The organism is Variovorax sp. CCNWLW235 (assembly GCF_037204085.1).
In the GTDB taxonomy this organism is placed as follows: domain Bacteria; phylum Pseudomonadota; class Gammaproteobacteria; order Burkholderiales; family Burkholderiaceae_C; genus Variovorax.
Genome location: NZ_JBBCBW010000005.1, coordinates 140,682 through 162,083, shown reverse-complemented (window position 1 = coordinate 162,083; position 21,402 = coordinate 140,682). Strand labels below are relative to the sequence as shown.

Genomic DNA, 21,402 nt, shown 5'->3' with positions numbered 1-21,402 from the left:
CCATGGTATGAAAGCAAACCCTTCGCAGCCATGCACAACTCATGGTTCTATCTGTTTTGCACCGTCGATTTAAAGGAGTTGCATGGACTTCACCTTCAACCCCACGCTGGATGCCCACGACACCCGCATCCTGGCCGAATTGCAGGGCGACGCGCGGCTCACCATGGCCGAGCTCGGCCGCCGCGTGCACCTGAGCCAGCCGGCCGTGACCGAGCGCGTGAAAAAGCTGGAGGCCGCCGGCGTGATCAGCGGCTATCGCGCGACGGTCAACCTCGGCAAGCTGGGCTATGGCATCCGCGCCATCATCCGCGTGGGCCGCGCCGACTACGCGCGCGTGGTCGAGCTGGTGCAGCAGACGCCCGAGTGCGTCAATGCCTACAACGTGACCGGCGACGACAGCTGGATTCTGGAAATTGCGGTCATCGACGTGAGCCACCTCGATGCGGTGGTCACCAAGTTCTGCATCCTCACCGAAACGGCCACCTCGATCATCTTGAACCCGGCGCGCGAGCACCAGCCGATGCTGCCGCCTCAACGCTCCGACGTGAAGCCGCCGATCAAGAAGGTGCTCAACGCGTAGCGGCCAGCGCGTTGAACGCAGTCACCACCTCGGGCGGAGCCTGCACCATTTCTATCAGCACGCCCTCGCCCGCAATCGGAAACTCGTCGTTCGCCTTCGGATGCAGAAAGCAGATGTCGAAGCCGGCCGCGCCCTGGCGAATGCCGCCAGGCGCAAAACGTACACCTTGCGCGGTGAGCCATTCGACAGCCTTGGGCAGATCGTCGATCCACAGGCCCACATGATTGAGCGGCGTGGTGTGAACCGCCGGCTTCTTTTCAGGATCGAGCGGCTGCATCAGGTCGACCTCGACCTTGAACGGGCCGCTGCCCATCGAACAGATGTCCTCGTCGACGTTCTCGCGCTCGCTCTTGAAGGTGCCCGTGACCTCGAGCCCCAGCATGTCGACCCAGAGCTTCTGCAGCCGCATCTTGTCGGGCCCGCCGACGGCGATCTGCTGGATGCCCAGCACCTTGAAGGGACGCGCGGAAGCCGTGATTGTCATGCGCAGACCTCTACCTTTTCAGTGGTCGTGGTCCGGCGCGATTGCAGACCCAGCTTGCGCAGCAACTGCACGTCGGCCTCCACGTCGGGGTTGCCCGTCACCAGCAACTTGTCGCCATAGAAGATCGAGTTGGCGCCCGCCATGAAGCACAGTGCCTGTACCGCGTCACCCATCTGCTGACGGCCTGCCGAAAGCCGCACGCGCGCGGTCGGCATCGTGATGCGCGCCACCGCGATCATGCGCACGAAGTCGAAGGGATCGACCGGTTCCGAATCGGCCAGCGGCGTGCCCGGCACGCGCACCAGGCTGTTGATCGGCACCGACTCGGGGTACGGATTCAGGTTGGCCAGTTGCGCGATCAGCCCCGCCCGGTGCACCGGCTGCTCGCCCATGCCGACGATGCCGCCGCAGCACACGCTGATGCCGGCGCTGCGCACATGGGCCAGCGTGTCGAGCCGGTCCTGGTAGGTGCGCGTGTCGACAATGTCGGTGTAGTACTCGGGCGCGGTGTCGAGGTTGTGGTTGTAGTAGTCCAGGCCCGCGGCCTTGAGCTGGTGCGCGTGATGCGGCTCCAGCATGCCGAGCGTGGCACAGGTCTGCATGCCCAGGCCCTTCACCGCCTCGACCAGCACGGCCACCTTCTCCACGTCGCGGTCCTTCGGCGCGCGCCATGCGGCACCCATGCAGAACCGCGTGGCACCGGCGTCCTTGGCGGCCTGCGCGGCACGCACCACCTCGTCGACCTCCATGAGCTTCTGCGCCTTCACGCCGGTGTCGAACTCGGCCGACTGCGGGCAGTAGCCGCAGTTTTCCGGACAGCCGCCGGTCTTGACCGACAGCAGCGTCGCCAGTTCGATGTCGCCCTCAGGAAAGTGCTGGCGATGCACGGTCTGTGCTTCGAACAGCAGCTCCATCAGCGGCTTGTCGAGCAGCGCCTGGATCGCCTCGACCGTCCACGGGCCTTGCGGCGTCACCGGCTTTGCGGGCCGGTGCAGCGTGACAGGCGCCGAGATGGGCGCTTCAAAAAAAAGATCGGAGGTCGTCATATCAATGAAATCTTTCATAGGTGCCCGAAGCGTTGCCTGTTCGGGAAACACCGCGGAACCGGCTTCGCCGGGCCGCAGGTGTTGCCCCCGGAAGGGGGTTGGAGAAGCGACACGAAGTGCGCGAAGCCTGGGGGTGAGCTTTATTCAAACTCCAGAATGATTTGATCGACGGTGAGCGACTCGCCCTTGCCCGCCGAGATTTTGCCGACCACGCCGTCTTGCGTGGCAAACAATACGTTTTCCATTTTCATGGCCTCGATCACGGCCAGCTTCTCGCCGGCACGCACCTGCTGCCCCGGCTGCACCGACACCTCGACCAGCAAGCCCGGCATCGGCGACATCAGGAACTTGCTCAGGTCGGGTGGCGCCTTGTAGGGCATCAACTCGAGCAACCGGGCGCCCAGCGGCGAGAGCACCATCGCCTCGATCTGCGTACCGTCGTGCGACACGCGCAGCGCCAGCGGGTTCTTGCCCGCCCCGCGCTCGACCTGCGCGGTGAAGGGCCGGTCGTTCACCATGCCCTGCACGCGAATGGCGCCCAGCGCAAAGCCGCTGTCGATCTTGTAGCTCTTGCCGCCCACGGCAACGGCGCTGGCGCCCGTCTTGCCATGAAAGTCGGTCACCGACACCGGGTGGTGCACGTGCTTGCCTTCCGGCCCCAGCTCGACCACCACGAACTGCTCGCCCACCTTCACGCCATGGCCTTCGAGCTGGCCGCTGATGCCCGAGGCGCGCGCGCGGTAGCGGCGATGCACATAGGCCGCAAGCGCGACAAGAAACGAGGGGTCTGCGTGCGGCACGTCTTCCGCATGGAAGCCCTTGCCATAGTGCTCGGCAATGAAGCCGGTGTTGAAATCGCCCGCCACGAACCTGGGGTGCGCGAGCAGCGCCGCCTGGAACGGAATGTTGCTGCTGATGCCGCGGATCACGAAGCCGTTGAGAGCCTCGCGCATGCGCGCAATCGCATGCTGCCGGTCCTTGCCGTGCACGATGAGCTTGGCGATCATCGAGTCGTAATACATCGGGATCTCGCCGCCTTCGTACACGCCCGTGTCCACTCGCACGCCGTTCAGTCGCTCGGTGTCGCTGGCGAACATGGTCTCGGCGGGTGGCTGGAACTTCACCAGCCGGCCCGTGGAAGGCAGGAAGTTGCGGAACGGGTCTTCGGCATTGATGCGGCACTCGATCGCCCAGCCGTTGCGCTTCACCTCGGCCTGCGTCAGCAGCAGCGCTTCGCCGGCCGCCACGCGGATCATCAGTTCGACCAGGTCGAGCCCGGTGATGCATTCGGTCACCGGATGCTCCACCTGCAGCCGCGTGTTCATCTCCAGGAAATAGAAGCTCTGGTCCTTGCCGACCACAAACTCCACCGTGCCAGCGCTCTGGTACTTCACCGCCTTGGCCAGCTGCACCGCCTGCTCGCCCATTGCCTTGCGCGTGGCATCGCTGATGAATGGCGAAGGCGCCTCTTCAATCACCTTCTGGTGCCTGCGCTGGATTGAGCATTCGCGCTCGTTCAGGTAGATGACGTTGCCATGCGAATCGCCCAGCACCTGGATCTCGATGTGGCGCGGCTCCTCGACGAATTTCTCGATGAACACGCGGTCGTCGCCAAAGCTGCTCAGGGCCTCGTTGCGGCACGAGGTAAAGCCCTCGAAGGCTTCCTTGTCGTCGTAGGCTACGCGCAGCCCCTTGCCCCCGCCGCCGGCCGACGCCTTGATCATTACGGGGTAGCCGATGTCCTTGGCAATCTCGACGGCGCGCTCGGCCGTTTCGATGGCGTCGTTCCAGCCCGGAATGGTGTTGACCTTGGCTTCGTTCGCAAGCTTCTTCGAAGCGATCTTGTCGCCCATCGCGGCAATCGAATAGTGCTTCGGTCCGATGAAGGCAATGCCCTCTTCCTCGACTTTGCGCGCAAAGGCTTCGTTCTCCGACAGGAAACCGTAGCCCGGATGCACTGCCTCGGCGCCGGTCTGCTTGCAGGCCGCGATGATGCGGTCGGCCTGAAGATAACTCTCGCGGCTGGGCGCAGCACCGATGTGCACGGCCTCGTCGGCCAGCTCGACATGGCGTGCCTCCTTGTCGGCGTCGGAGTAGACGGCAACCGTGAGGATGCCCATCTTCTTCGCGGTCTGGATGACGCGGCAGGCGATTTCACCGCGGTTGGCGATCAGGATCTTCTTAAACATTGGTGGTCTCCGCGATGAAACCGCCGCACGCTGCGCGTGCCAGGCAATTTGACTTCGTCGCTGCGCCGCTACGCGGCTGGTCACCGCGGTTGGCGATCAGGATCTTCTTGAACATGTTGTCGTCCTGCGTCTTCAGAGAGGAATGTTCCCGTGCTTGCGCCACGGGTTCTCGAGCTTCTTCTCGCGCAGCATCACCAGCGACCGGCAGATGCGCTTGCGCGTCTCGTGCGGCAGGATCACATCGTCGATGTAGCCGCGCGCACCGGCCACGTACGGATTGGCGAAACGCGCCTTGTATTCGGCCTCGCGTGCGGCAAGCTTCTCGGGGTCGTTCTTGTCTTCGCGGAAGATGATTTCCACCGCACCCTTGGCGCCCATCACCGCAATCTCGGCGCGCGGCCAAGCCAGGTTGACGTCGCCGCGCAAATGCTTGGAAGCCATCACGTCGTACGCGCCACCGTAGGCCTTGCGCGTGATGACGGTGATCTTCGGCACCGTGCACTCCGCATAGGCGTAGAGCAGCTTGGCGCCGTGCTTGATGATGCCGCCGTACTCCTGCCCCGTGCCGGGCATGAATCCGGGCACGTCGACAAAGGTGACCACCGGAATGTTGAACGCATCGCAAAAACGCACGAAGCGCGCGGCCTTGATGCTGCTCTTGATGTCGAGGCAGCCCGCGAGCACCAGCGGCTGGTTGGCGACGATGCCGACCGTCTGCCCTTCCATGCGCGCAAAGCCGATCACGATGTTCTTCGCGTAGTCAGGCTGCAGCTCGAAGAAGTCGCCGTCATCGACCACCTTGAGGATCAGCTCCTTGATGTCGTAGGGCTTGTTCGGGTTATCGGGCACCAGCGTGTCCAGCGAGTAGTCGGGCCGGTCGGCCGGGTCGCCCTGGCCGTTGTTGCCCAGGCGCACCGGCGGCTTTTCGCGGTTGTTGAGCGGCAGGTAGTTGTACAGGCGGCGCAGCATCATGAGCGCCTCGACGTCGTTCTCGAACGCCATGTCGGCCACGCCGCTGCGCGTGGTGTGGGTGATGGCGCCGCCGAGTTCTTCGGCCGTCACAGTCTCGTGCGTCACGGTCTTCACCACATCGGGCCCCGTGACGAACATGTAGCTCGAGTCCTTCACCATGAAGATGAAGTCGGTCATGGCCGGCGAATACACTGCGCCGCCTGCGCATGGGCCCATGATCATGCTGATCTGCGGCACCACGCCCGAGGCCATCACGTTGCGCTGGAACACGTCGGCATAGCCGCCGAGCGAGGCCACGCCTTCCTGGATGCGCGCGCCGCCGGAGTCGTTCAGGCCGATGACGGGTGCGCCGACCTTCATGGCCTGGTCCATCACCTTGCAGATTTTTTCGGCATGCGCTTCGCTGAGCGCGCCGCCGAAGACGGTGAAGTCCTGGCTGTACACGAACACCAGGCGGCCGTTGATCATGCCGTAGCCGGTGACCACGCCGTCGCCCGGAACCTTCTGCTCGGCCATGCCAAAGTCGACCGAGCGGTGCTCGACGAACATGTCCCACTCTTCAAAGGTGTTGTCGTCCAGCAGCAGCTCGATGCGTTCGCGCGCGGTGAGCTTGCCCTTGGCGTGCTGCGCATCGATGCGCTTCTGTCCGCCGCCAAGGCGCGCCTGGGCGCGGCGCTTTTCGAGTTGTTCGATCAGTTCTTGCATGGTGTGCTTCCGAAGCTGTGGTCCTGAATTTCGTGTGTTGTCATGGCCTTGCGGTGATGGCCGCTGCCGCAAGCAGCTGGCGCGCCGCGGTCGATGCGGGAAGCGCGCCCTCTGCCACTTGCCGGGTGAGTTGCGGCAGCAGTTCGCGCACCTGCGCGTGCTGCCTGAATGCCTGCTTGAGCCCGGCGTCGATGCGCTCCCACATCCACGCCGTGGCCTGCTTTTCGCGCCGCTTGGCGAGCTTGCCGTTTGCGGTTTGCAGTTGCCTGAACTGCGTGACGGCGTCCCAGAAGGCGTCGACCCCGGTACCCGCCAGCGCACTGAGCTGCAGCACCTTGGGCAGCCAGAAGCGAACCTCGGCGCCGCTGTGCGCGTCATGCACCGCATGCGCATGGTCCGGATTGCCCTGGTGGCCGAACAGGCGCAGGGCCGAGGTGATCTGCGCCTGGGCACGCGTGGCGGCGTCCTTGTCGATGTCGGCCTTGTTGATGACAACCAAGTCGGCCAATTCCATCACGCCCTTCTTGATGGCCTGCAGGTCGTCGCCCGCGTTGGGCAGCTGCATCAGCACGAACATGTCGGTCATGCCAGCCACGGCGGTTTCGCTCTGGCCCACGCCCACGGTTTCGACAATGACGATGTCGTAGCCCGCGGCTTCGCACACCAGCATGGCTTCGCGCGTTTTCTCGGCCACGCCGCCCAGCGTACCGCTCGACGGGCTCGGCCGGATGTACGCGCGCTCATGCACCGAGAGGCGCTCCATGCGCGTCTTGTCGCCGAGGATGGAGCCACCCGAAACGGTGGATGAAGGATCGATGGTGAGCACCGCGACGCGGTGGCCCTTGCCGATCAGCAGCAGGCCGAGCGTCTCGATGAAGGTCGACTTGCCGACACCCGGCACGCCCGAGATGCCAAGGCGAAATGAATTGCCGGTGCGCGGCAGCAATGCGGTGAGCAGTTCATCGGCTTGCGCGCGGTGGTCGGCGCGGGTGGATTCGAGCAGCGTAATGGCCTTGGCGATGGCGCGGCGCTGTGCCATGCCCTCCGGCTCGGCAATGGCGCGTTCGAGTGCCCCGGCCTGTTTCAGCACGCATCCTCCGAGGCCACGCGCCAGCGGTAGTGCAGGTCGACGCCCTCTTCGCCTTCGAGCACAAAGCCATGCCGCACATAGAAGCGGTTGGCGTCGCTTTGCACCAGCGCGGTGAGCTTGATGTCCATTCCTTGTTCGCGCGCCTGCGACTTGGCCCATTGCAGCACCCACTCGCCGATGCCCAGGCCCTGAAAGCCCGTGCGCAGGTACAGATGGTCGAGCCGAAGCGCATCGGGGTCTTCGGGCTTGAGCGTGACAAAGCCGATGCGCAGGTCGCTATCGAGCACGATGTGATGCATGTAGGGCACGACGAAACCGGCCTGGAGCCGTTCGCGTGAACGCGCGGGGTCGAAGCGCCCGACGCGCTCCAGGCTGGGGCGCATCGCATCGACGCGCAAGGCCAGCATGGCTTCGAAATCGCTGGAATCAACGGGCTGCAACGACAGCCGCGACAAAAGATCGCCCACGTCTCGCGTCCCGATCAGGCCGAGACCGCTGCGCGAATCTGCTCCAGCACGTCTTTCGCGCTGGCGGGAATCGGCGTGCCAGGGCCGTAGATGCCCTTCACGCCAGCCTCGTAGAGAAAGTCGTAGTCCTGCCGCGGAATCACACCGCCGACGAACACGATGATGTCGTCCGCGCCCTGCTTCTTCAGCTCGTTGATGATGGCCGGCACAAGCGTCTTGTGGCCGGCCGCGAGGGTGCTCACGCCCACGGCATGCACGTCGTTTTCGATGGCCTGGCGTGCGCACTCTTCAGGCGTTTGAAAGAGCGGCCCCATGTCCACGTCGAAGCCCAGGTCGGCAAAGGCCGTGGCCACCACCTTGGCGCCGCGGTCGTGCCCGTCCTGCCCCAGCTTGGAGATCATCACGCGCGGACGGCGCCCCTGCTCTTCGGCGAAGGCGTTGATCTCGGTCTTGAGGGCTTCCCAGCCCTCGGCGGAGTCATAGGCAGCAGCGTACACACCGGTCACCTTTTGCGTGTCGGCCCGATGGCGGCCGAATGATTTTTCAAGCGCGTCGGAAATCTCGCCCACCGTGGCGCGCAGGCGCACCGCATCGATGCTGAGTGCGAGCAGGTTGCCGGTGCCGTTCTCGGCGGCCTCGGTCAGCGCATCCAGCGCAGCCTGCACCTTGGCGGTGTCGCGCGAAGAGCGGATCTTCTGCAGGCGGGCCACCTGCTGCTCGCGCACCTTCACGTTGTCGATGGAGAGGCTGTCGATTGCGTCTTCGGTCTTGAGCTTGTACTTGTTGACGCCCACGATCACGTCCTTGCCCGAGTCGATGCGCGCCTGCTTCTCTGCAGCGGCCGCCTCGATCTTGAGCTTGGCCCAGCCGCTGTCCACCGCCTTGGTCATGCCGCCCATCGCCTCGACCTCTTCGATGATGGCCCACGCCGCATCGGCCATGTCCTGCGTGAGCTTCTCCATCATGTAGCTGCCGGCCCAGGGGTCGATCACGTTGGTGATGTGCGTTTCTTCCTGGATGATGAGCTGCGTGTTGCGTGCGATGCGCGCGCTGAACTCCGTGGGCAGCGCAATGGCTTCGTCGAGCGCGTTGGTGTGCAGGCTTTGCGTGCCGCCGAACACCGCGGCCATGGCCTCGATGGTGGTGCGCACCACGTTGTTGTACGGGTCCTGCTCGGTGAGCGACCAGCCCGAGGTCTGGCAGTGGGTGCGCAGCATCAGGCTCTTGGGGTTCTTGGGGTTGAACTCCTTCATGATGCGGCACCACAAGAGGCGCGCCGCGCGCATCTTGGCCACTTCGAGGTAGAAGTTCATGCCAATGGCCCAGAAGAAGCTCAGGCGCCCGGCAAAGCCGTCGACGTCCAGGCCCTTGGCCAGCGCCGTCTTCACGTATTCCTTGCCGTCGGCCAGCGTAAACGCAAGCTCCAGCGCCTGGTTGGCGCCGGCCTCCTGCATGTGATAGCCGCTGATCGAGATCGAGTTGAACTTGGGCATTTTCTGCGCCGTGTACTCGATGATGTCGCCGATGATCCGCATGCTCGGCGCGGGCGGAAAGATGTAGGTGTTGCGGACCATGAACTCCTTGAGGATGTCGTTCTGGATGGTTCCGCTCAGCTGGTCTTGCGCCACGCCCTGCTCTTCGGCCGCAACCACGTAGCCCGCGAGCACCGGCAGTACGGCGCCGTTCATCGTCATCGACACACTCACCTTGTCCAGCGGGATCTGGTCGAACAAGATCTTCATGTCCTCGACCGAATCGATGGCCACGCCGGCTTTGCCCACGTCGCCGGTCACGCGCGGATGGTCGCTGTCGTAGCCGCGGTGTGTGGCCAGGTCGAAAGCCACGCTCACGCCCTGCCCGCCCGCCGCCAACGCCTTCCGGTAGAAGGCGTTCGACTCTTCGGCCGTCGAAAAGCCCGCGTACTGGCGAATGGTCCATGGGCGCACCGCGTACATGGTGGCCTGCGGGCCGCGCAGGTAGGGTTCGAAGCCCGGGAGCGTGTCGGTGTACTTCAGGCCCTGCAGGTCGGCGGCGGTATAGAGCGGCTTTACCGCAATGCCGTCGGGCGTGAGCCAGTTGAGCGCATTCAGGTCGCCACCCGGCGCCGACTTGGCGGCGGCCTTGGCCCAGTCGTCGAGGTTGGCAGGCTTGAAGGTGGGTTCGGGTGTGCTGCTCATGAGGGGCCGTTTTGCAGTGTCTTGCAGGGTAGTCGCAAATTCGCCTGCAAGGGATTTGCAAGCCGCAGCGAGTCTAACCGATCCATAATTATTAATTCAAACACGTTTTTGCGGTACAGTCCGGCCCATGTCCGCCGTCACCCTTACCCCGCGCGCCCTCTATGAAGAGGTGGCCGAGCTGCTGCGGCAGCGGATCTTCCGCCGCGAGCTCGAACCCGGCAGCTGGATCGACGAACTCAAGCTGGCCGAGGAATACGGCATCAGCCGCACCCCGCTGCGCGAAGCCCTGAAGGTGCTGGCGGCCGAAGGCCTGGTCACCATGAAGGTGCGGCGCGGCGCCTACGTCACCGAGGTGTCGGAGCAAGACCTGGCGGATGTGTACCACCTGCTCTCGCTGCTGGAAAGCGACGCGGCCGGCGTGGTGGCCGAGCGTGCCACCGATGCACAGCGTGCCGAGCTGAAGGCGCTGCACGCCGAGCTGGAGGCCGCAGGCGCGCCAGGCAAGGAAAACCGCGAGCACTTCTTTGCGCTGAACGAGCGCTTTCACATGCGCCTGCTGGCCATTGCCAACAACAAGTGGCGCGACCAGATGGTGGCCGACCTGCGCAAGGTGATGAAGCTCAACCGCCACAACTCGCTGCTCAAGGAAGGCCGCATCGCCGAATCGCTGGCGGAGCACCGTTCGATGATGGCGGCCATCGAGGCACGCGACGCCACGGCGGCCATGGCGCGCATGCGCGAGCACTTCAAGAACGGCCTGGAAGCGGCGGTCTAGGCCCGCCCAGGCGCCGCGGGCCGATCAGTCCGGGCCGATGACGCCGGTTTCGGCCGAGATGCGGCTGGCGACCTCGAGCAGGCGCGGCGCAACGCGCGAGAGCATCATGTCTTTTGGCAATAGGTAGGCCGGGCCGCCGCAGCTCACGCCATAGCGTTCACCGTGCGGTCCTTGCAGCGCAAAGCCAAGCGCATGAATGTGCGGATGCCATTCGCCGAACGAGCTGCAGTAGCCCAGGCGGGCGTATTCGTCGAGCCCGGCCATCAGGCGGGGTTCGATGGAGGCCCAGCTTTCGCCGCTTTCCTGCTGGATCTTCTCGAGCACCGCCGCCCGCTCGGCCTCGGGCAGCGCCGCAAGGGAAGCACGGCCCGCGGCCGAGGTGACGATGCTCATGCGGGTGCCGACGTCCAGCCGCGAACTGATGAGCGCCGAGCGCGGGCGCAGCGAATCGATGACGAGCATGTCGAGTTCGTCGCGCACCGCCACATGGACGCTGGCGCCCGCAAATTCGGACAACTCCGCCAGGTGCGGCCTGGCCACCGTGCGCAGGTCGAAATGACGAAGGTAGCGGCTGCTCATGTCGAGCAGCGCCGGGCCCAGGCTGAAGCGCTCGCTGTCTTGCGACTGCCGCAGATACCCCGCATTCACCAACGTGGCCGTAAGGCGCGACACCGTCGCCTTGGGAAGGCCCGTGGTGTCGGCCAGTTCCCGATTGCTCATCGGCGCCGCCGACATCCCGATGACCTTGAGCAGGGCCAGACCCCGGCCCAGTGCGCTGACTTCTTCTTTGCTCCCCGCTTCATTCATGAATCGAAACCCCTTTATTTATTAGCGTTTCTTGATTCTTTAGCAGAAAAGTTGAAAAGTTTCAGTCCTCAGGCAATCATTATCATTTTGGAACACTCACCGTTGCTGAGGGGCGAATCCCTTGCCGCAAGCGGCCCCGCGCGGCAGTGCCCGCTTCACTCAAGGCACGCTTCAGCTAGGCAACCTGCGCCACGGGCTCATGCGCCAGCGCCATCACCTCGCGCGGCGAGCGCGTCTTGAGCCTGTGGTCGCTCCAGACCTGACGCCAGCGGCGCGCACCGGGCAGCCCGTTGCGCAAACCCAGCATATGCCGGGCAATCGACGACCACTGCGTGCCGTGTTCCGCCGCCTCGCGAACCATGTAGTCGCACATGAGCGACTCCACCTCTTCACGCGTCAGCGGCTGCGGCCCGGCGCCGAAGAACTCGGCGTCCCATTCGGCCAGCCACCAGGGGTTGTGATAAGCCTCACGCCCCACCATCACCCCGTCGAGCAGCCGCAAGTGCTCATGCACCTGGGCATTGACCGAAATACCCCCGTTGATCGAAAAGCTCAACGCCGGAAAGTCATGCTTGAGCCGGTGCACCAGCTCATAGCGCAGCGGCGGAATTTCGCGGTTCTGCTTCGGGCTCAGCCCCTTCAGCCACGCATTGCGCGCATGAACGATGAACGTGCCGCAGCCGGCCTCGCTCACCGCGCCGACAAAATCGCGCACGAATTCGTAGCTCTCGATCTTGTCGATGCCGATGCGGTGCTTGACCGTGACCGGCACGCTCACCACGTCGACCATCGCCTTCACGCAGTCGGCCACCAGTGCTGGCTCGGCCATCAGGCAGGCGCCGAAAGCTCCGCGCTGCACGCGCTCGCTGGGGCAGCCGCAGTTGAGGTTGATCTCGTCGTAGCCCCACTCTTCGCCCAGCTTCGCGCAATGCGCCAGATCGGCCGGCTCGCTGCCGCCCAGCTGCAAGGCCACCGGGTGCTCTTCGGCGTTGAAGCGAAGGTGACGTGGCACGTCGCCATGCACCAGCGCGCCCGTGGTCACCATTTCGGTGTAGAGCAGCGCGTGGCGCGACATCAGGCGATGGAAGTACCGACAGTGGCGGTCGGTCCAGTCCATCATCGGCGCAACGGAGACGATTTTCTCTTTTAGATTCAACAACTTGGCTCTACCATCGGTAAACATTGCCGAGCAAGGCGCCGGTCCTGCCACCATCGGCGTGGACATCGGCTGCATCCAGGCGATAGTTTCTCACGCCAGCTTCAATCCGCAGGCGCCATCCCCCGCATCAACGTCAGCAGGGCATGCGCAAGGTCCTGCTCGAAGTCGTATCGCAAACCCGCCAACTCGGGCAACTCGACCACCTGCGCAGCCATTTCCGCCGGATTGCTGAGCGGCCAGAGCCCGATGATGAGGGGCACCGTGTGCTTCATCACCTGTTCGAAGGCTTGCACCGGCATGCCGGGCACGCGGGCGTGAAAGGCCTGCGCTGCGCCCTGCCTAACGGCCAGCAGGTTGCCTTTGAATTCGACCATGCGCTCGAACGACACCTTGCGCTCGAGGATGGACGGCAGGATGCTGGTCAGCCGGCAAAGCAGGGGCTGGGCAGAAACCGTCGAGGCGAAGACGCGGGCAATGTGTTCAAAACTGGCGCCCGCCTTGCCACCACGCGCCAGCGCCGTGCTCAGTTCGGCATGCCAGGCTGCAAATTCTTCGACGAGCAGGTCCATCAGCACGGCCTCGCTGCTCTCGAAATACCGGTACACGTTCGACTTGGTCATCTCGGCCTGGCGCGCCAGTTCGTTGATTCCCAACTCGAGGGCAGCCGGGTTCTGGCTCAGCATTTCCCGAGCGGTCGCCAGCAGGTGGCGGCGCCGCTCTTCCTTCTGCTCGGCGGATCGGGCGCGTACGTATGAGCTGGGCGAATTCATGCGGTGATCACACTTCATTTGCTAAAAGACCATCGGTCTGCTAAATTACAGACCAGTGGTCTCCAATCTTGCCTGAAAGCGAGGGTGCCGGCCACCTCCAGCTTCACTCTCACTTCAACAAAGGCAAACATCATGGCTACCAACGTCGACTCCTGGGTTCTCATCACTGGAGCCTCCAGTGGTTTTGGCGAAGAATTCGCCAGGCAATACGCGGCCAAGGGCCACCCGCTCATTCTGGTCGCACGCCGGCTCGATCGGCTGCAAGCCTTGGCTGCAGCGCTGCAACAGCAATACAAGGTCAAGGTCATCGCGGAGCAGGCCGATCTGTCGGACATGGCCGCCGTGCACGGGTTGCACGCCAGCCTTCGCGAGCGCGCCATCGCGGTTGAAATCCTGATCAACAACGCAGGCCACGGCTTGCAAGGCCCCTTGCTCGACACGCCGATGCAAAGCGCCCTGGACATGTTGCAGCTCGACATTGCAAGCCTGACGGTCATGACGCGGCTCTTCGGCGAAGACATGCGTGAACGCGGCCACGGAAAGATACTGCTCGTCGCCAGCATGCTGGCTTACTTCGGCGTGGAAAACATGGCGGTCTACGGGGCTGCCAAGGCTTATGTGCTGCGCCTTGGCGATGCGTTGCACCGCGAGTTCAAGCGCGACGGCGTGACTGTGACCTCGCTGTGCCCCGGCATGTCCGACACCGGCTTTGCGCAGGCCGCCAAGCAGAAGATCACGTGGGGACTCAAGCTGCTGATGATGAAACCGGCGCCGGTGGTGCGCGCCGGCATTCATGCGCTGCACGCCGGGCGGATGAGCGTCGTTCCGGGCTTCAACAACAAGGCTGCGGTGGCGATGGTGTGGGCGACGCCGCGCTGGCTGCACCAGGCCATCTTTGCGCGCGTCATGAACGGTTGAGTCCGCCCGGCCTGGATGGAATCCGCGGATGAGTGCCGTGGGTCTTGTCCGACGTGCGGATGCGCAAGCCTCGCGCGCACGTCGCGGCCCAGAAGCCGAAGCTTGAGCGGTTCACCCAACCAACCGCTCAGGCACATGATGAAGAAATCCCCCGCCCCCAACCCCGCATCCGGCGGCCAGCGTGTGCAGGCGCCCGACGCAGTGAATGGCGAAGAACCGGCTATCGGCACCGGCGACGCGCAGAACCTGAAGCGCGGAATGCAGAAAGCTGCCGAGCGCGATGCGGCCGCCCCGGCCGCGGACAGCGAAGACACGCTGAAGCGCCGCGCCGCCCGAGACACGCCGCGCGAGAACGATGCCGGCGCCTGAGCTGCCGGGCAGAGTTCCGCCCTTTCGTCAAAACCAACTCTCCAGCAACGCCATGACAGAAGACCCTCGCCAGGCCGGCCCGCAGCCGCCCTTTTCCACGCCCGCCCAGCAACCGCCCGGGCTCGAATCGAAGATGTCGCCGCAGCCCGATTTCGGCGAACAGTCGTACGTCGGCAGCGGCAAGCTCCAGGACAAGGCCGCACTCATCACCGGCGGCGACAGCGGCATCGGCCGCGCGGTGGCCATTGCCTTTGCACGCGAAGGCGCCGACGTGCTCATCTCCTACCTTGCCGAGGAAGAAGAAGACGCCCAGGTCACCCGCCAATGGATCGAGCGCGCGGGCCGCCGCTGCGTTGCGGTGCCCGGCGACATCTGCGAAGAGGCGCATTGCCGCAGCCTCGTGGACCGCGCGTTCGATACCTTCGGCCGGCTCGACGTGCTCGTCAACAACGCGGCCTTCCAGATGAGCCACAAGTCGCTCGACGAGATCTCGCCCGAGGAGTTCGACCGCACCTTCCGGACCAACGTCTACGCCAACTTCTTCCTGTGCCGCGCCGCGGCGGCGCGAATGAAGCCGGGCGCCTCGATCATCAGCACCACGTCGATCAACGCCGACAAGCCCAACGCCACGCTGGTCGCCTATGCCTCAACCAAGGGCGCGATCCAGAACATGTCGGGCGGCATGGCGCAACTTCTCGCCGAGAAAGGCATCCGGGTGAACTGCGTGGCCCCGGGCCCGTTCTGGACACCGCTCATTTCCTCGACCATGCCGCCCGATAAGGTGAAGGAGTTCGGCAAGCAGACGCCGATGAAGCGGCCGGGCCAGCCGGCCGAGTTGCAGGCGGTATACGTGCTGCTCGCCAGCGACCAGGCAAGCTACATCTCGGGCGCGACCATTCCGGTGACGGGCGGCGTGCCGTTCATCTGAGCAGCAACGCCCAGGCACCGGCGGCGTGCCGGCTGCCTATCAGGGACGATCGGTCCTGATGTCGGGTGCGGGCGTCAGGGAGACGCCCTGCGCCTTGGCGGCACTTGCTTGCGCAGTCATCGCGGCCCTGAAGCCCGGCCGCGCCTGCAGCCGCTCCCAGTAAGCCGCCACCGCGGGCGTGAAGCGCTCTGCCAGGCCCAGGTGCTCGGCCAGCAGCAACGCATAGCCGACCGACACATCCGCCGCGGTAAAGCGGCCCGCGCAAAGGTACTCCCGCGCGGCGAGCAGCGGCTCCAGCGTTCGCAGGCGCGCCAGGAACCACTTGGCATAGTCGTCGGCCACCTGCGGCTGCTTTCGCTCCGGCGGCTCGAAGTGCGCATACCGCAGCACGAGCGTCTGCGGAAAGGTCAAGGTCGCCTCGCCGAAATGAAGGTAGTTGAGGTACGGCCCGAAGTCCGGTTCGTCGCTACCTACATCCAGTTGGCCCGCCGAGAACCGCGCGGCCAGGTACTGGCAGATGGCGGCCGACTCGGTCATTCGCATGGCGCCGTCGGACAGCATCGGCACCGTGCCGAGCGGGTTGACCTCGAGATACGGCCGCGACAGCACGCGCGGCGGAAACGGCAGCATCTTGAGCTCGTAGGAGAGCCCGATCTCTTCAAGCGTCCACAAAGGCCGGAACGAGCGTGCGCTGACGCAGTGGTGAAGGGTGATCATGTGTCGGCGGTCTCTGGTTCGCTGCGGTGTTGGGGCAGGTTGTCATTTTGAATCCATCCCCATGCGCAATCCCGCAGACCCGAGCCGGCTCGCCAGAAAATCCAGAAACACACGCTGCACCGCCGTGCTGTGCCGGCGCTGCAGATAAACGGCCGACAGCCACATGTCGCTTCGAACGAACTCGGACAGCGCGGGCACCAGCCTCCCGCTCTCCACGTACGGCCTGAGCATCACCGAGGGCAGATAGACCACGCCCGCACCGAGCAGCGCCGCCTGGATCAGCGGGCCGGCCTCCGTTGCGTCCAGCCTGCCGCGAACCTCGACCTCGAGAGGCTGGCCGCCGGCCTTGAAGCGCCACTTCGCCGTCGGGCTCAACTGCGTGCTGACCAGCGCAAGGTGATGCGCAAGCTCCGTGGGATGGGCTGGTATGCCGTGCTTGCGCCAGTACATGGGCGCCGCGCACACGCTGAGCTCCATGGGCAGCAGCTTTCGAACGATCAGGTTCTCGTTGGCCGAAGGGCCGAAGCGCAGCGCGATGTCGACGCCCTCCTCCGTCAGATCGACCTGGCGGTTCGAGAGCACGAGGCTGATGCTCACCTCGGGGTAGTGGCCGAGAAACTCGTTGATCAATGCCGGCAGTTCCGTCAGGTCCATGCCGTGCGGCGCCGAAATGCGCAGCCGCCCACTCGGCACCCGCGCACGGCCCTGCAGTTCGTCACGCGTGGCGTCGGCCAGTTCCAGTATCGGCCGGCTCCTGTCGAGCAGCAACAGGCCTGCATCCGTCAGGCTCACGGCACGGCTGGTCCGGTTGAGCAGCCGAACGCCGAAGCGGCGCTCCAGGGTTGCGATGTATTTGCTGACGGTGCCCCTCGACAGCGCCAGATGCCTGGCGGTGCGGGAGAAGCTTCCGGAAGAGGCAACCTCGCTGAAGGTGCGCAGGAGATCCAGACTGTCCACGGTGTTCTCCTTCGTTCGCGCAGAGGAGCAACGGCTCAGGAAGATCCGAGAGGCGCATCTGTGCGGTGCGCGGGCTGGTCGGCGTCGCCCGGCTTGATCCGGAACCAGATCGAATACATCGCCGGCAGGAACACCAGCGTCAGGATGGTTCCGGCGAAGGTGCCGCCGATCAGCGTGTACGCCAACGCGCCCCAGAAGACCGAATGCGTCAGCGGAATGAACGCGAGGATGGCCGCGAGCGCCGTGAGGATCACAGGCCGGGCGCGCTGCACGGTCGCTTCGACGACCGCGCGGAATGGATCGAGCCCCTCCTCCTGGTTGAGGTGGATCTGCCCGAGCAGGATCAGCGTGTTGCGCATCAAGATGCCCGAGAGCGCGATGAGCCCCACGAGCGCGTTGATGCCGAAGGGCTGCTGAAACAGCAGCAAGGTGGGCACCACGCCGATCAGCCCCAGCGGGCTCGTGAGAAACACCATGACCATCGCGGAGATCGAGCGCACCTGAAAGATGATGATGAGCAGCGTGATCGCCAGCATGATCGGAAACAGCGGCAGCATCGCCTGCGTCGCCTTCTCCGATTCCTCGATGGAGCCGGCCTGCACGATGCGGTAGCCCGCGGGCAGCTTCTGCATCAGCGGCTGCAGCTGGGCGGTGATCGCGGTCGATACGTCGGGCGGCTGCAGCCCCTCGGCAATGTCGCCCTGCACGGTGATCGTGGGCATGCGGTCGCGTCGCCGCATGACCGGCTCTTCCATGCGCACCTCGACCTCGCCGACCTGCGACAGCGGAATGCGTTGGCCGCCGGCACCGGCGAGCGTGAAGTCCGCGAGCCTTGCGGGATCGAGCCGGGTGGTGCCGGCCGAACGCGCCACCACCTGCACGGTGCGGATGTCCTCGCGCACGGTCGTTACCGGTACGCCGCTCAATAAAAACTGCAGTTGCTGCGCCACTGCGCTGGAGTTCAGCCCCACGGCCTGGAGCCGGTGCTGGTTCAGGGTGAAGTGCAGCGTGGGCGTGCGGGTGCCCCAGTCGGTGTTGACGGTGCGCATCATCGGGCTGGCCGCCATCACCTGCCGCACCTCGGCCGCAATCTTGCGCAGCTCGTTCGCGTCGGGTCCGCTCACACGGTAGGCCACGGGAAACGGCGAGTACGGTCCGAACACCAGTTGCGTCACGCGCACCCGCGCCTCGGACGCGAGGCCATCGGCAATGGCCTGGCGCAAGCGGTGCTTCAGGGCTTCGCGCTCCTCCTGGCTGCCCGTGCGAACCACGGCCTTGGCGAACGACGGGTCGGGCAGCTCGGGCCCCATCGCGAAGTAGAAGCGCGGCGCGCCCTGCCCGATGTACGAGGTGACGATCTGCGCCTCGGGCTGCGTGGAGAGCCAGGTCTCGATCTTGGCCGTGGCATTGCTGGTCTGTGTGATCGAGCTGCCGTAGGGCATCTGCACTTCGACCAGCACCTCGGGGCGATCGGAGATCGGAAAGAACTGCTTCTTCACCACGCCCATGCCGAGGATCGACACCACGAAGAGGCCGACCACCGCACCCGCCACCAGCCACTTGCGCGCAATGACGCGCGCCAGCACGCGGCGCAGCCGGTTGTAGCGCGGCGTGTCGTAGATGGCGGCATGGCCACCTTCGATCTTCTTGAAGTTGGGCAGCAGCTTGACGCCCAGGTAGGGCGTGAACACCACGGCAACCACCCACGATGCGATCAGCGCGATGCCGACGATCCAGAACATGTTGCTGGTGTATTCGCCCGCGGTGGAAGGCGCGAAGCCGTTGGGCATGAAGCCCACCGCGGTAACCAGCGTGCCCGAGAGCATCGGCGCCGCCGTGTGGCTCCAGGCGTAGGCCGAAGCGGCCACATGGCTGTAGCCCTCCTCGATCTTCACCACCATCATCTCGATGGCGATGATCGCGTCGTCCACCAGCAGGCCCAGCGCGAGGATCAAAGAGCCGAGCGTGATGCGGTCGAAGTTCTTGCCGGTCGCAGCCATCACCACGAAGACCACGGCCAGCGTCAGCGGCACCGCGGCGGCCACCACAAGGCCCGCGCGCCAGCCCATGCTCAGAAAGCTCACCAGCATGACGACCAGCAGGGCCGCAAAGAACTTGACCATGAACTCGTCGACCGACGCGCTGATGTTCACCGACTGGTCCGTGACCTTGGTGAGGCTGAGGCCCAGGGGCAGCTCGGCGTTGATCGCGCGGGCTTCCACGTCCAGCGCCTTGCCCAGGTCGAGCCCGTTCCAGCCTTCCCGCATGACCACGCCGATCAGCAGGGCAGGCTCTCCGCCGTTGCGGATCATGAAGGTGGCCGGGTCTTCGTAGCCGCGCTTTACCGTGGCTACGTCCGAGAGCTTCAGGGTGCGGCCTTGCGCAACCAGCGGCGTGTCGCGGATCTTCTGCAGGGTGTCGAATGCGCCGTCCAGCCGAATGAAAACCTGCGGGCCCCGGGTTTCAACAGACCCGGCCGGGCTCAGCGCGTTCTGGCTGTTGAGCGCGGCAAACACCTCCTGCGGCCCGATGCCCAGTGTGGCCAGCCGGTCGTGCGCAAACTCGACGTAGATGCGCTCCGACTGCTCGCCGGCGATGTTGACCTTCTTCACGCCCGCAACATGCAGCAGCCGCTGGCGCAGCGTCTCGGCGTCGCGCACCAGCACGCGCTGCGGTTCTCCCTTGGCCTTGAGCGCGAACAGGGCAAAGGTGACGTCCGCATACTCGTCGTTGATCATCGGACCGATCACGCCAGCCGGCAGGTTGCCCGCTTCGTCGCCGACCTTCTTGCGCGCCTGGTAGAACTGTTCCTGAACCTGCGCCGGCGGTGTGCTGTCGAGCAGTGTCAGGGTCGTGAACGCCAGGCCGGGCCGCGTGTAGGTTTCGGCACGGTCGTAGTAGCGCAGCTCCTGCAGGCGCTTTTCGAGCTTCTCGGCAACCTGGTCCTGCATCTCCTGCGCCGTGGCGCCGGGCCAGGCCGTGATGATGGTCATCACCTTGACGGTGAAGGCGGGAACTTCGGCGCGGCCCAGCTTGAAGAACGCCACCAGCCCCGCCAGCGAGATCAGGCAGATGAGGAACAGCGTGATCGATCGCTCGCGGACGGCGAGCGCCGAAAGGTTGAAACGGCTTTCACTCATGGGCGGGCTCCGCCTGCCGCGGGTACGGCCGCGACGGCAGCAACGCGCACCGTCTCTCCCTCGCGCAGCAGGTGCGCGCCGAGCGCAACCACCTGGTCCCCCTGCTTGAGTTGGCCGGCCACCAGGGCACGCTCGCCATCGAGGCGCTCGACGGCCACTGGCTGCCAGCGCACGGCCGCCGGATCGCCGCCGATGACCCAGACGCCCGTCGCCTTGCCTGTATCGAACAAGGCGCTGATGGGCACCTGGACGCCACCGGCCCGTGCCGGCTTGCCGTCGGCGATGTCGACTGTGACCGTCGCACCCAGCGGCGCGTTGGCGAGTGCGCCTTCGAGCACATAGCGCGCCTCGAAGGTGCGCGTGAGCTTGTCTGCCGCATCGGAGAGCTGCCTGAGCTTGACGGGCACGGCCACGCTTTCCTTGCCGAACAGCGTGGCCTGCCCGCCCGAGCCGACGGCCGGGCGCAGCGTTTCAGGCAACTGCACCACGGCCTCCCTGCGCCCGGCCTGCGCCATGCGCACCACCGGCTGCCCCGCGTTGACAACCTGGCCAGGCTCGGCCAGCGTCTCGAGCACGGTTCCGTCGGCATCGGCGGTGAGTTCCGAATAACGGTTCGAATTGCGCGCAACCTCGGCCTGCGCTTCCGCCGCACCGAGCTGGGCCTGGGCGGCATCCGCCGCCGCCTTCGCCTGGTCGTATGCCGAGACCGAAATAGCACCGGTGCCGCGCAGATCGCGAAAGCGCGCTTCTTCGTCGCCGGCCTGCTTTGCCCGCGCCCGCGCGGCGCTCACGGCCTCCTGCTGCGCACGCGCCGCCAACTTCAGGTCGACGGGGTCGATGCGCATGAGCAACTGCCCGCGCTTGACCGTCTGGCCTGCATCGACAAAGCGCTCCAGCACCTTTCCGGCGACGCGGAAGCCCAGGTCGCTTTGAACCCGCGCGGCTACGGTGCCGGTGAACGATCGCGATGCCGACGCGGCTGCCTGGACCGTGGCGGCGCGCACCAGCGGCGTCTGGGTGCGCGGATCGGGCGGCGTCTTGTCGCCGCAGGCGACCAGCGCGAACGGCAAGGCACAGACAAGTGCGTATGTAAGGAGGCGGCGCGTGTGCATGAGGGGCCCATTGACGAATCGATCAGGGCCCCGATTCTGA

Annotated in this window: 20 protein-coding genes; 5 read left to right on the top strand and 15 right to left on the bottom strand. The window is 65.3% G+C overall.

Annotated elements, in window-relative coordinates:
- Positions 1-82 precede the first annotated feature (82 nt).
- Positions 83-580, top strand: coding sequence for an Lrp/AsnC family transcriptional regulator (locus V9L21_RS08325; protein ID WP_337310842.1), 498 nt, complete (start codon positions 83-85; stop codon positions 578-580).
- Here the strand turns inward: V9L21_RS08325 and V9L21_RS08320 are convergent.
- The 8 genes from V9L21_RS08320 to scpA all read right to left on the bottom strand — a co-directional run bounded on the left by V9L21_RS08320 (position 570) and on the right by scpA (position 9,710).
- Positions 570-1,064, bottom strand: coding sequence for a VOC family protein (locus tag V9L21_RS08320; RefSeq protein ID WP_337310840.1), 495 nt, complete (start codon positions 1,062-1,064; stop codon positions 570-572). The genes V9L21_RS08325 and V9L21_RS08320 overlap by 11 nt on opposite strands.
- Positions 1,061-2,110: a biotin synthase BioB gene (bioB, locus tag V9L21_RS08315; protein ID WP_337310838.1), complete on the bottom strand. Its 1,050-nt coding sequence runs from the start codon at positions 2,108-2,110 to the stop codon at positions 1,061-1,063. Before bioB ends, V9L21_RS08320 begins: the two co-directional genes overlap by 4 nt.
- A gap of 140 nt (positions 2,111-2,250) precedes the next feature.
- Positions 2,251-4,299 (bottom strand): acetyl/propionyl/methylcrotonyl-CoA carboxylase subunit alpha, encoded by a 2,049-nt coding sequence (locus tag V9L21_RS08310; protein ID WP_337310836.1) that lies wholly within the window; start codon positions 4,297-4,299, stop codon positions 2,251-2,253.
- Positions 4,292-4,414, bottom strand: a complete 123-nt coding sequence (locus V9L21_RS08305) for a hypothetical protein (protein ID WP_337310834.1) — start codon at positions 4,412-4,414, stop codon at positions 4,292-4,294. Before V9L21_RS08305 ends, V9L21_RS08310 begins: the two co-directional genes overlap by 8 nt.
- 17 nt (positions 4,415-4,431) lie before the next feature.
- On the bottom strand, positions 4,432-5,976 hold the full coding sequence (locus V9L21_RS08300) for an acyl-CoA carboxylase subunit beta (protein ID WP_337310832.1): 1,545 nt from the start codon (positions 5,974-5,976) through the stop codon (positions 4,432-4,434).
- A gap of 40 nt (positions 5,977-6,016) precedes the next feature.
- Positions 6,017-7,066: a methylmalonyl Co-A mutase-associated GTPase MeaB gene (gene meaB / locus V9L21_RS08295; protein ID WP_337310829.1), complete on the bottom strand. Its 1,050-nt coding sequence runs from the start codon at positions 7,064-7,066 to the stop codon at positions 6,017-6,019.
- Positions 7,060-7,533: a GNAT family N-acetyltransferase gene (locus V9L21_RS08290; RefSeq protein WP_157613503.1), complete on the bottom strand. Its 474-nt coding sequence runs from the start codon at positions 7,531-7,533 to the stop codon at positions 7,060-7,062. The genes meaB and V9L21_RS08290 overlap by 7 nt, the downstream gene beginning before the upstream one ends.
- 14 nt (positions 7,534-7,547) lie before the next feature.
- The gene (gene scpA, locus V9L21_RS08285; RefSeq protein ID WP_337310826.1) at positions 7,548-9,710 is read right to left on the bottom strand and encodes a methylmalonyl-CoA mutase; all 2,163 of its coding nucleotides are present in this window, start codon (positions 9,708-9,710) and stop codon (positions 7,548-7,550) included.
- Positions 9,711-9,837: 127 nt separating this feature from the next.
- On the opposite strand from scpA, the gene V9L21_RS08280 reads away from it, so the two are divergent.
- Positions 9,838-10,485, top strand: a complete 648-nt coding sequence (locus tag V9L21_RS08280) for a GntR family transcriptional regulator (protein ID WP_157613501.1) — start codon at positions 9,838-9,840, stop codon at positions 10,483-10,485.
- A gap of 24 nt (positions 10,486-10,509) precedes the next feature.
- Here V9L21_RS08280 and V9L21_RS08275 read toward each other — a convergent pair whose 3' ends face one another.
- The 3 genes from V9L21_RS08275 to V9L21_RS08265 form a co-directional block, all read right to left on the bottom strand.
- The gene (locus V9L21_RS08275; RefSeq protein WP_337310823.1) at positions 10,510-11,292 is read right to left on the bottom strand and encodes an IclR family transcriptional regulator; all 783 of its coding nucleotides are present in this window, start codon (positions 11,290-11,292) and stop codon (positions 10,510-10,512) included.
- Positions 11,293-11,467: 175 nt separating this feature from the next.
- The gene (gene dusA, locus V9L21_RS08270) at positions 11,468-12,475 is read right to left on the bottom strand and encodes a tRNA dihydrouridine(20/20a) synthase DusA (RefSeq protein WP_337311049.1); all 1,008 of its coding nucleotides are present in this window, start codon (positions 12,473-12,475) and stop codon (positions 11,468-11,470) included.
- Positions 12,476-12,552: 77 nt separating this feature from the next.
- The gene (locus tag V9L21_RS08265) at positions 12,553-13,221 is read right to left on the bottom strand and encodes a TetR/AcrR family transcriptional regulator (RefSeq protein WP_337310821.1); all 669 of its coding nucleotides are present in this window, start codon (positions 13,219-13,221) and stop codon (positions 12,553-12,555) included.
- Between the two features lie 132 nt (positions 13,222-13,353).
- On the opposite strand from V9L21_RS08265, the gene V9L21_RS08260 reads away from it, so the two are divergent.
- The 3 genes from V9L21_RS08260 to V9L21_RS08250 all read left to right on the top strand — a co-directional run bounded on the left by V9L21_RS08260 (position 13,354) and on the right by V9L21_RS08250 (position 15,436).
- Positions 13,354-14,139, top strand: a complete 786-nt coding sequence (locus V9L21_RS08260; RefSeq protein ID WP_337310819.1) for an SDR family NAD(P)-dependent oxidoreductase — start codon at positions 13,354-13,356, stop codon at positions 14,137-14,139.
- Positions 14,140-14,277: 138 nt separating this feature from the next.
- Positions 14,278-14,508 carry a hypothetical protein gene (locus V9L21_RS08255; protein WP_337310817.1) on the top strand — a complete coding sequence of 77 codons (231 nt, stop codon included), beginning with the start codon at positions 14,278-14,280 and terminating at the stop codon, positions 14,506-14,508.
- Between the two features lie 52 nt (positions 14,509-14,560).
- Positions 14,561-15,436 carry an SDR family oxidoreductase gene (locus V9L21_RS08250; RefSeq protein WP_337310815.1) on the top strand — a complete coding sequence of 292 codons (876 nt, stop codon included), beginning with the start codon at positions 14,561-14,563 and terminating at the stop codon, positions 15,434-15,436.
- Between the two features lie 39 nt (positions 15,437-15,475).
- Here the strand turns inward: V9L21_RS08250 and V9L21_RS08245 are convergent, their stop codons facing one another.
- From V9L21_RS08245 to V9L21_RS08230, 4 genes are read right to left on the bottom strand one after another with little or no spacing between them, the layout of a single operon-like run.
- Complete coding sequence (locus tag V9L21_RS08245; protein WP_337310813.1) at positions 15,476-16,153, bottom strand: glutathione S-transferase family protein; 678 nt, start codon at positions 16,151-16,153, stop codon at positions 15,476-15,478.
- A 42-nt stretch (positions 16,154-16,195) separates the two neighbouring features.
- The gene (locus V9L21_RS08240) at positions 16,196-17,110 is read right to left on the bottom strand and encodes a LysR family transcriptional regulator (RefSeq protein ID WP_337310811.1); all 915 of its coding nucleotides are present in this window, start codon (positions 17,108-17,110) and stop codon (positions 16,196-16,198) included.
- Positions 17,111-17,145: 35 nt separating this feature from the next.
- A complete protein-coding gene (locus tag V9L21_RS08235) occupies positions 17,146-20,250 on the bottom strand; it encodes an efflux RND transporter permease subunit (protein ID WP_337310809.1) in 3,105 nt (1,034 codons plus the stop codon).
- On the bottom strand, positions 20,247-21,362 hold the full coding sequence (locus V9L21_RS08230) for an efflux RND transporter periplasmic adaptor subunit (RefSeq protein ID WP_337310807.1): 1,116 nt from the start codon (positions 21,360-21,362) through the stop codon (positions 20,247-20,249). Before V9L21_RS08230 ends, V9L21_RS08235 begins: the two co-directional genes overlap by 4 nt.
- Between the last annotated feature and the right edge of the window lie 40 nt (positions 21,363-21,402).

Excerpts from the sequence above, each read along its gene's own strand:
- V9L21_RS08325 (WP_337310842.1), top strand. The coding sequence starts at position 83 with ATGGACTTCACCTTCAACCCCACGCTGGATGCCCACGACACCCGCATC.
- V9L21_RS08320 (WP_337310840.1), bottom strand. The coding sequence starts at position 1,064 with ATGACAATCACGGCTTCCGCGCGTCCCTTCAAGGTGCTGGGCATCCAG.
- bioB (WP_337310838.1), bottom strand. The coding sequence starts at position 2,110 with ATGACGACCTCCGATCTTTTTTTTGAAGCGCCCATCTCGGCGCCTGTC.
- V9L21_RS08310 (WP_337310836.1), bottom strand. The coding sequence starts at position 4,299 with ATGTTTAAGAAGATCCTGATCGCCAACCGCGGTGAAATCGCCTGCCGC.
- V9L21_RS08305 (WP_337310834.1), bottom strand. The coding sequence starts at position 4,414 with ATGTTCAAGAAGATCCTGATCGCCAACCGCGGTGACCAGCCGCGTAGC.
- V9L21_RS08300 (WP_337310832.1), bottom strand. The coding sequence starts at position 5,976 with ATGCAAGAACTGATCGAACAACTCGAAAAGCGCCGCGCCCAGGCGCGC.
- scpA (WP_337310826.1), bottom strand. The coding sequence starts at position 9,710 with ATGAGCAGCACACCCGAACCCACCTTCAAGCCTGCCAACCTCGACGAC.
- V9L21_RS08280 (WP_157613501.1), top strand. The coding sequence starts at position 9,838 with ATGTCCGCCGTCACCCTTACCCCGCGCGCCCTCTATGAAGAGGTGGCC.
- V9L21_RS08275 (WP_337310823.1), bottom strand. The coding sequence starts at position 11,292 with ATGAATGAAGCGGGGAGCAAAGAAGAAGTCAGCGCACTGGGCCGGGGT.
- dusA (WP_337311049.1), bottom strand. The coding sequence starts at position 12,475 with ATGTTTACCGATGGTAGAGCCAAGTTGTTGAATCTAAAAGAGAAAATC.
- V9L21_RS08265 (WP_337310821.1), bottom strand. The coding sequence starts at position 13,221 with ATGAATTCGCCCAGCTCATACGTACGCGCCCGATCCGCCGAGCAGAAG.
- V9L21_RS08260 (WP_337310819.1), top strand. The coding sequence starts at position 13,354 with ATGGCTACCAACGTCGACTCCTGGGTTCTCATCACTGGAGCCTCCAGT.
- V9L21_RS08255 (WP_337310817.1), top strand. The coding sequence starts at position 14,278 with ATGAAGAAATCCCCCGCCCCCAACCCCGCATCCGGCGGCCAGCGTGTG.
- V9L21_RS08250 (WP_337310815.1), top strand. The coding sequence starts at position 14,561 with ATGACAGAAGACCCTCGCCAGGCCGGCCCGCAGCCGCCCTTTTCCACG.
- V9L21_RS08245 (WP_337310813.1), bottom strand. The coding sequence starts at position 16,153 with ATGATCACCCTTCACCACTGCGTCAGCGCACGCTCGTTCCGGCCTTTG.
- V9L21_RS08235 (WP_337310809.1), bottom strand. The coding sequence starts at position 20,250 with ATGAGTGAAAGCCGTTTCAACCTTTCGGCGCTCGCCGTCCGCGAGCGA.
- V9L21_RS08230 (WP_337310807.1), bottom strand. The coding sequence starts at position 21,362 with ATGCACACGCGCCGCCTCCTTACATACGCACTTGTCTGTGCCTTGCCG.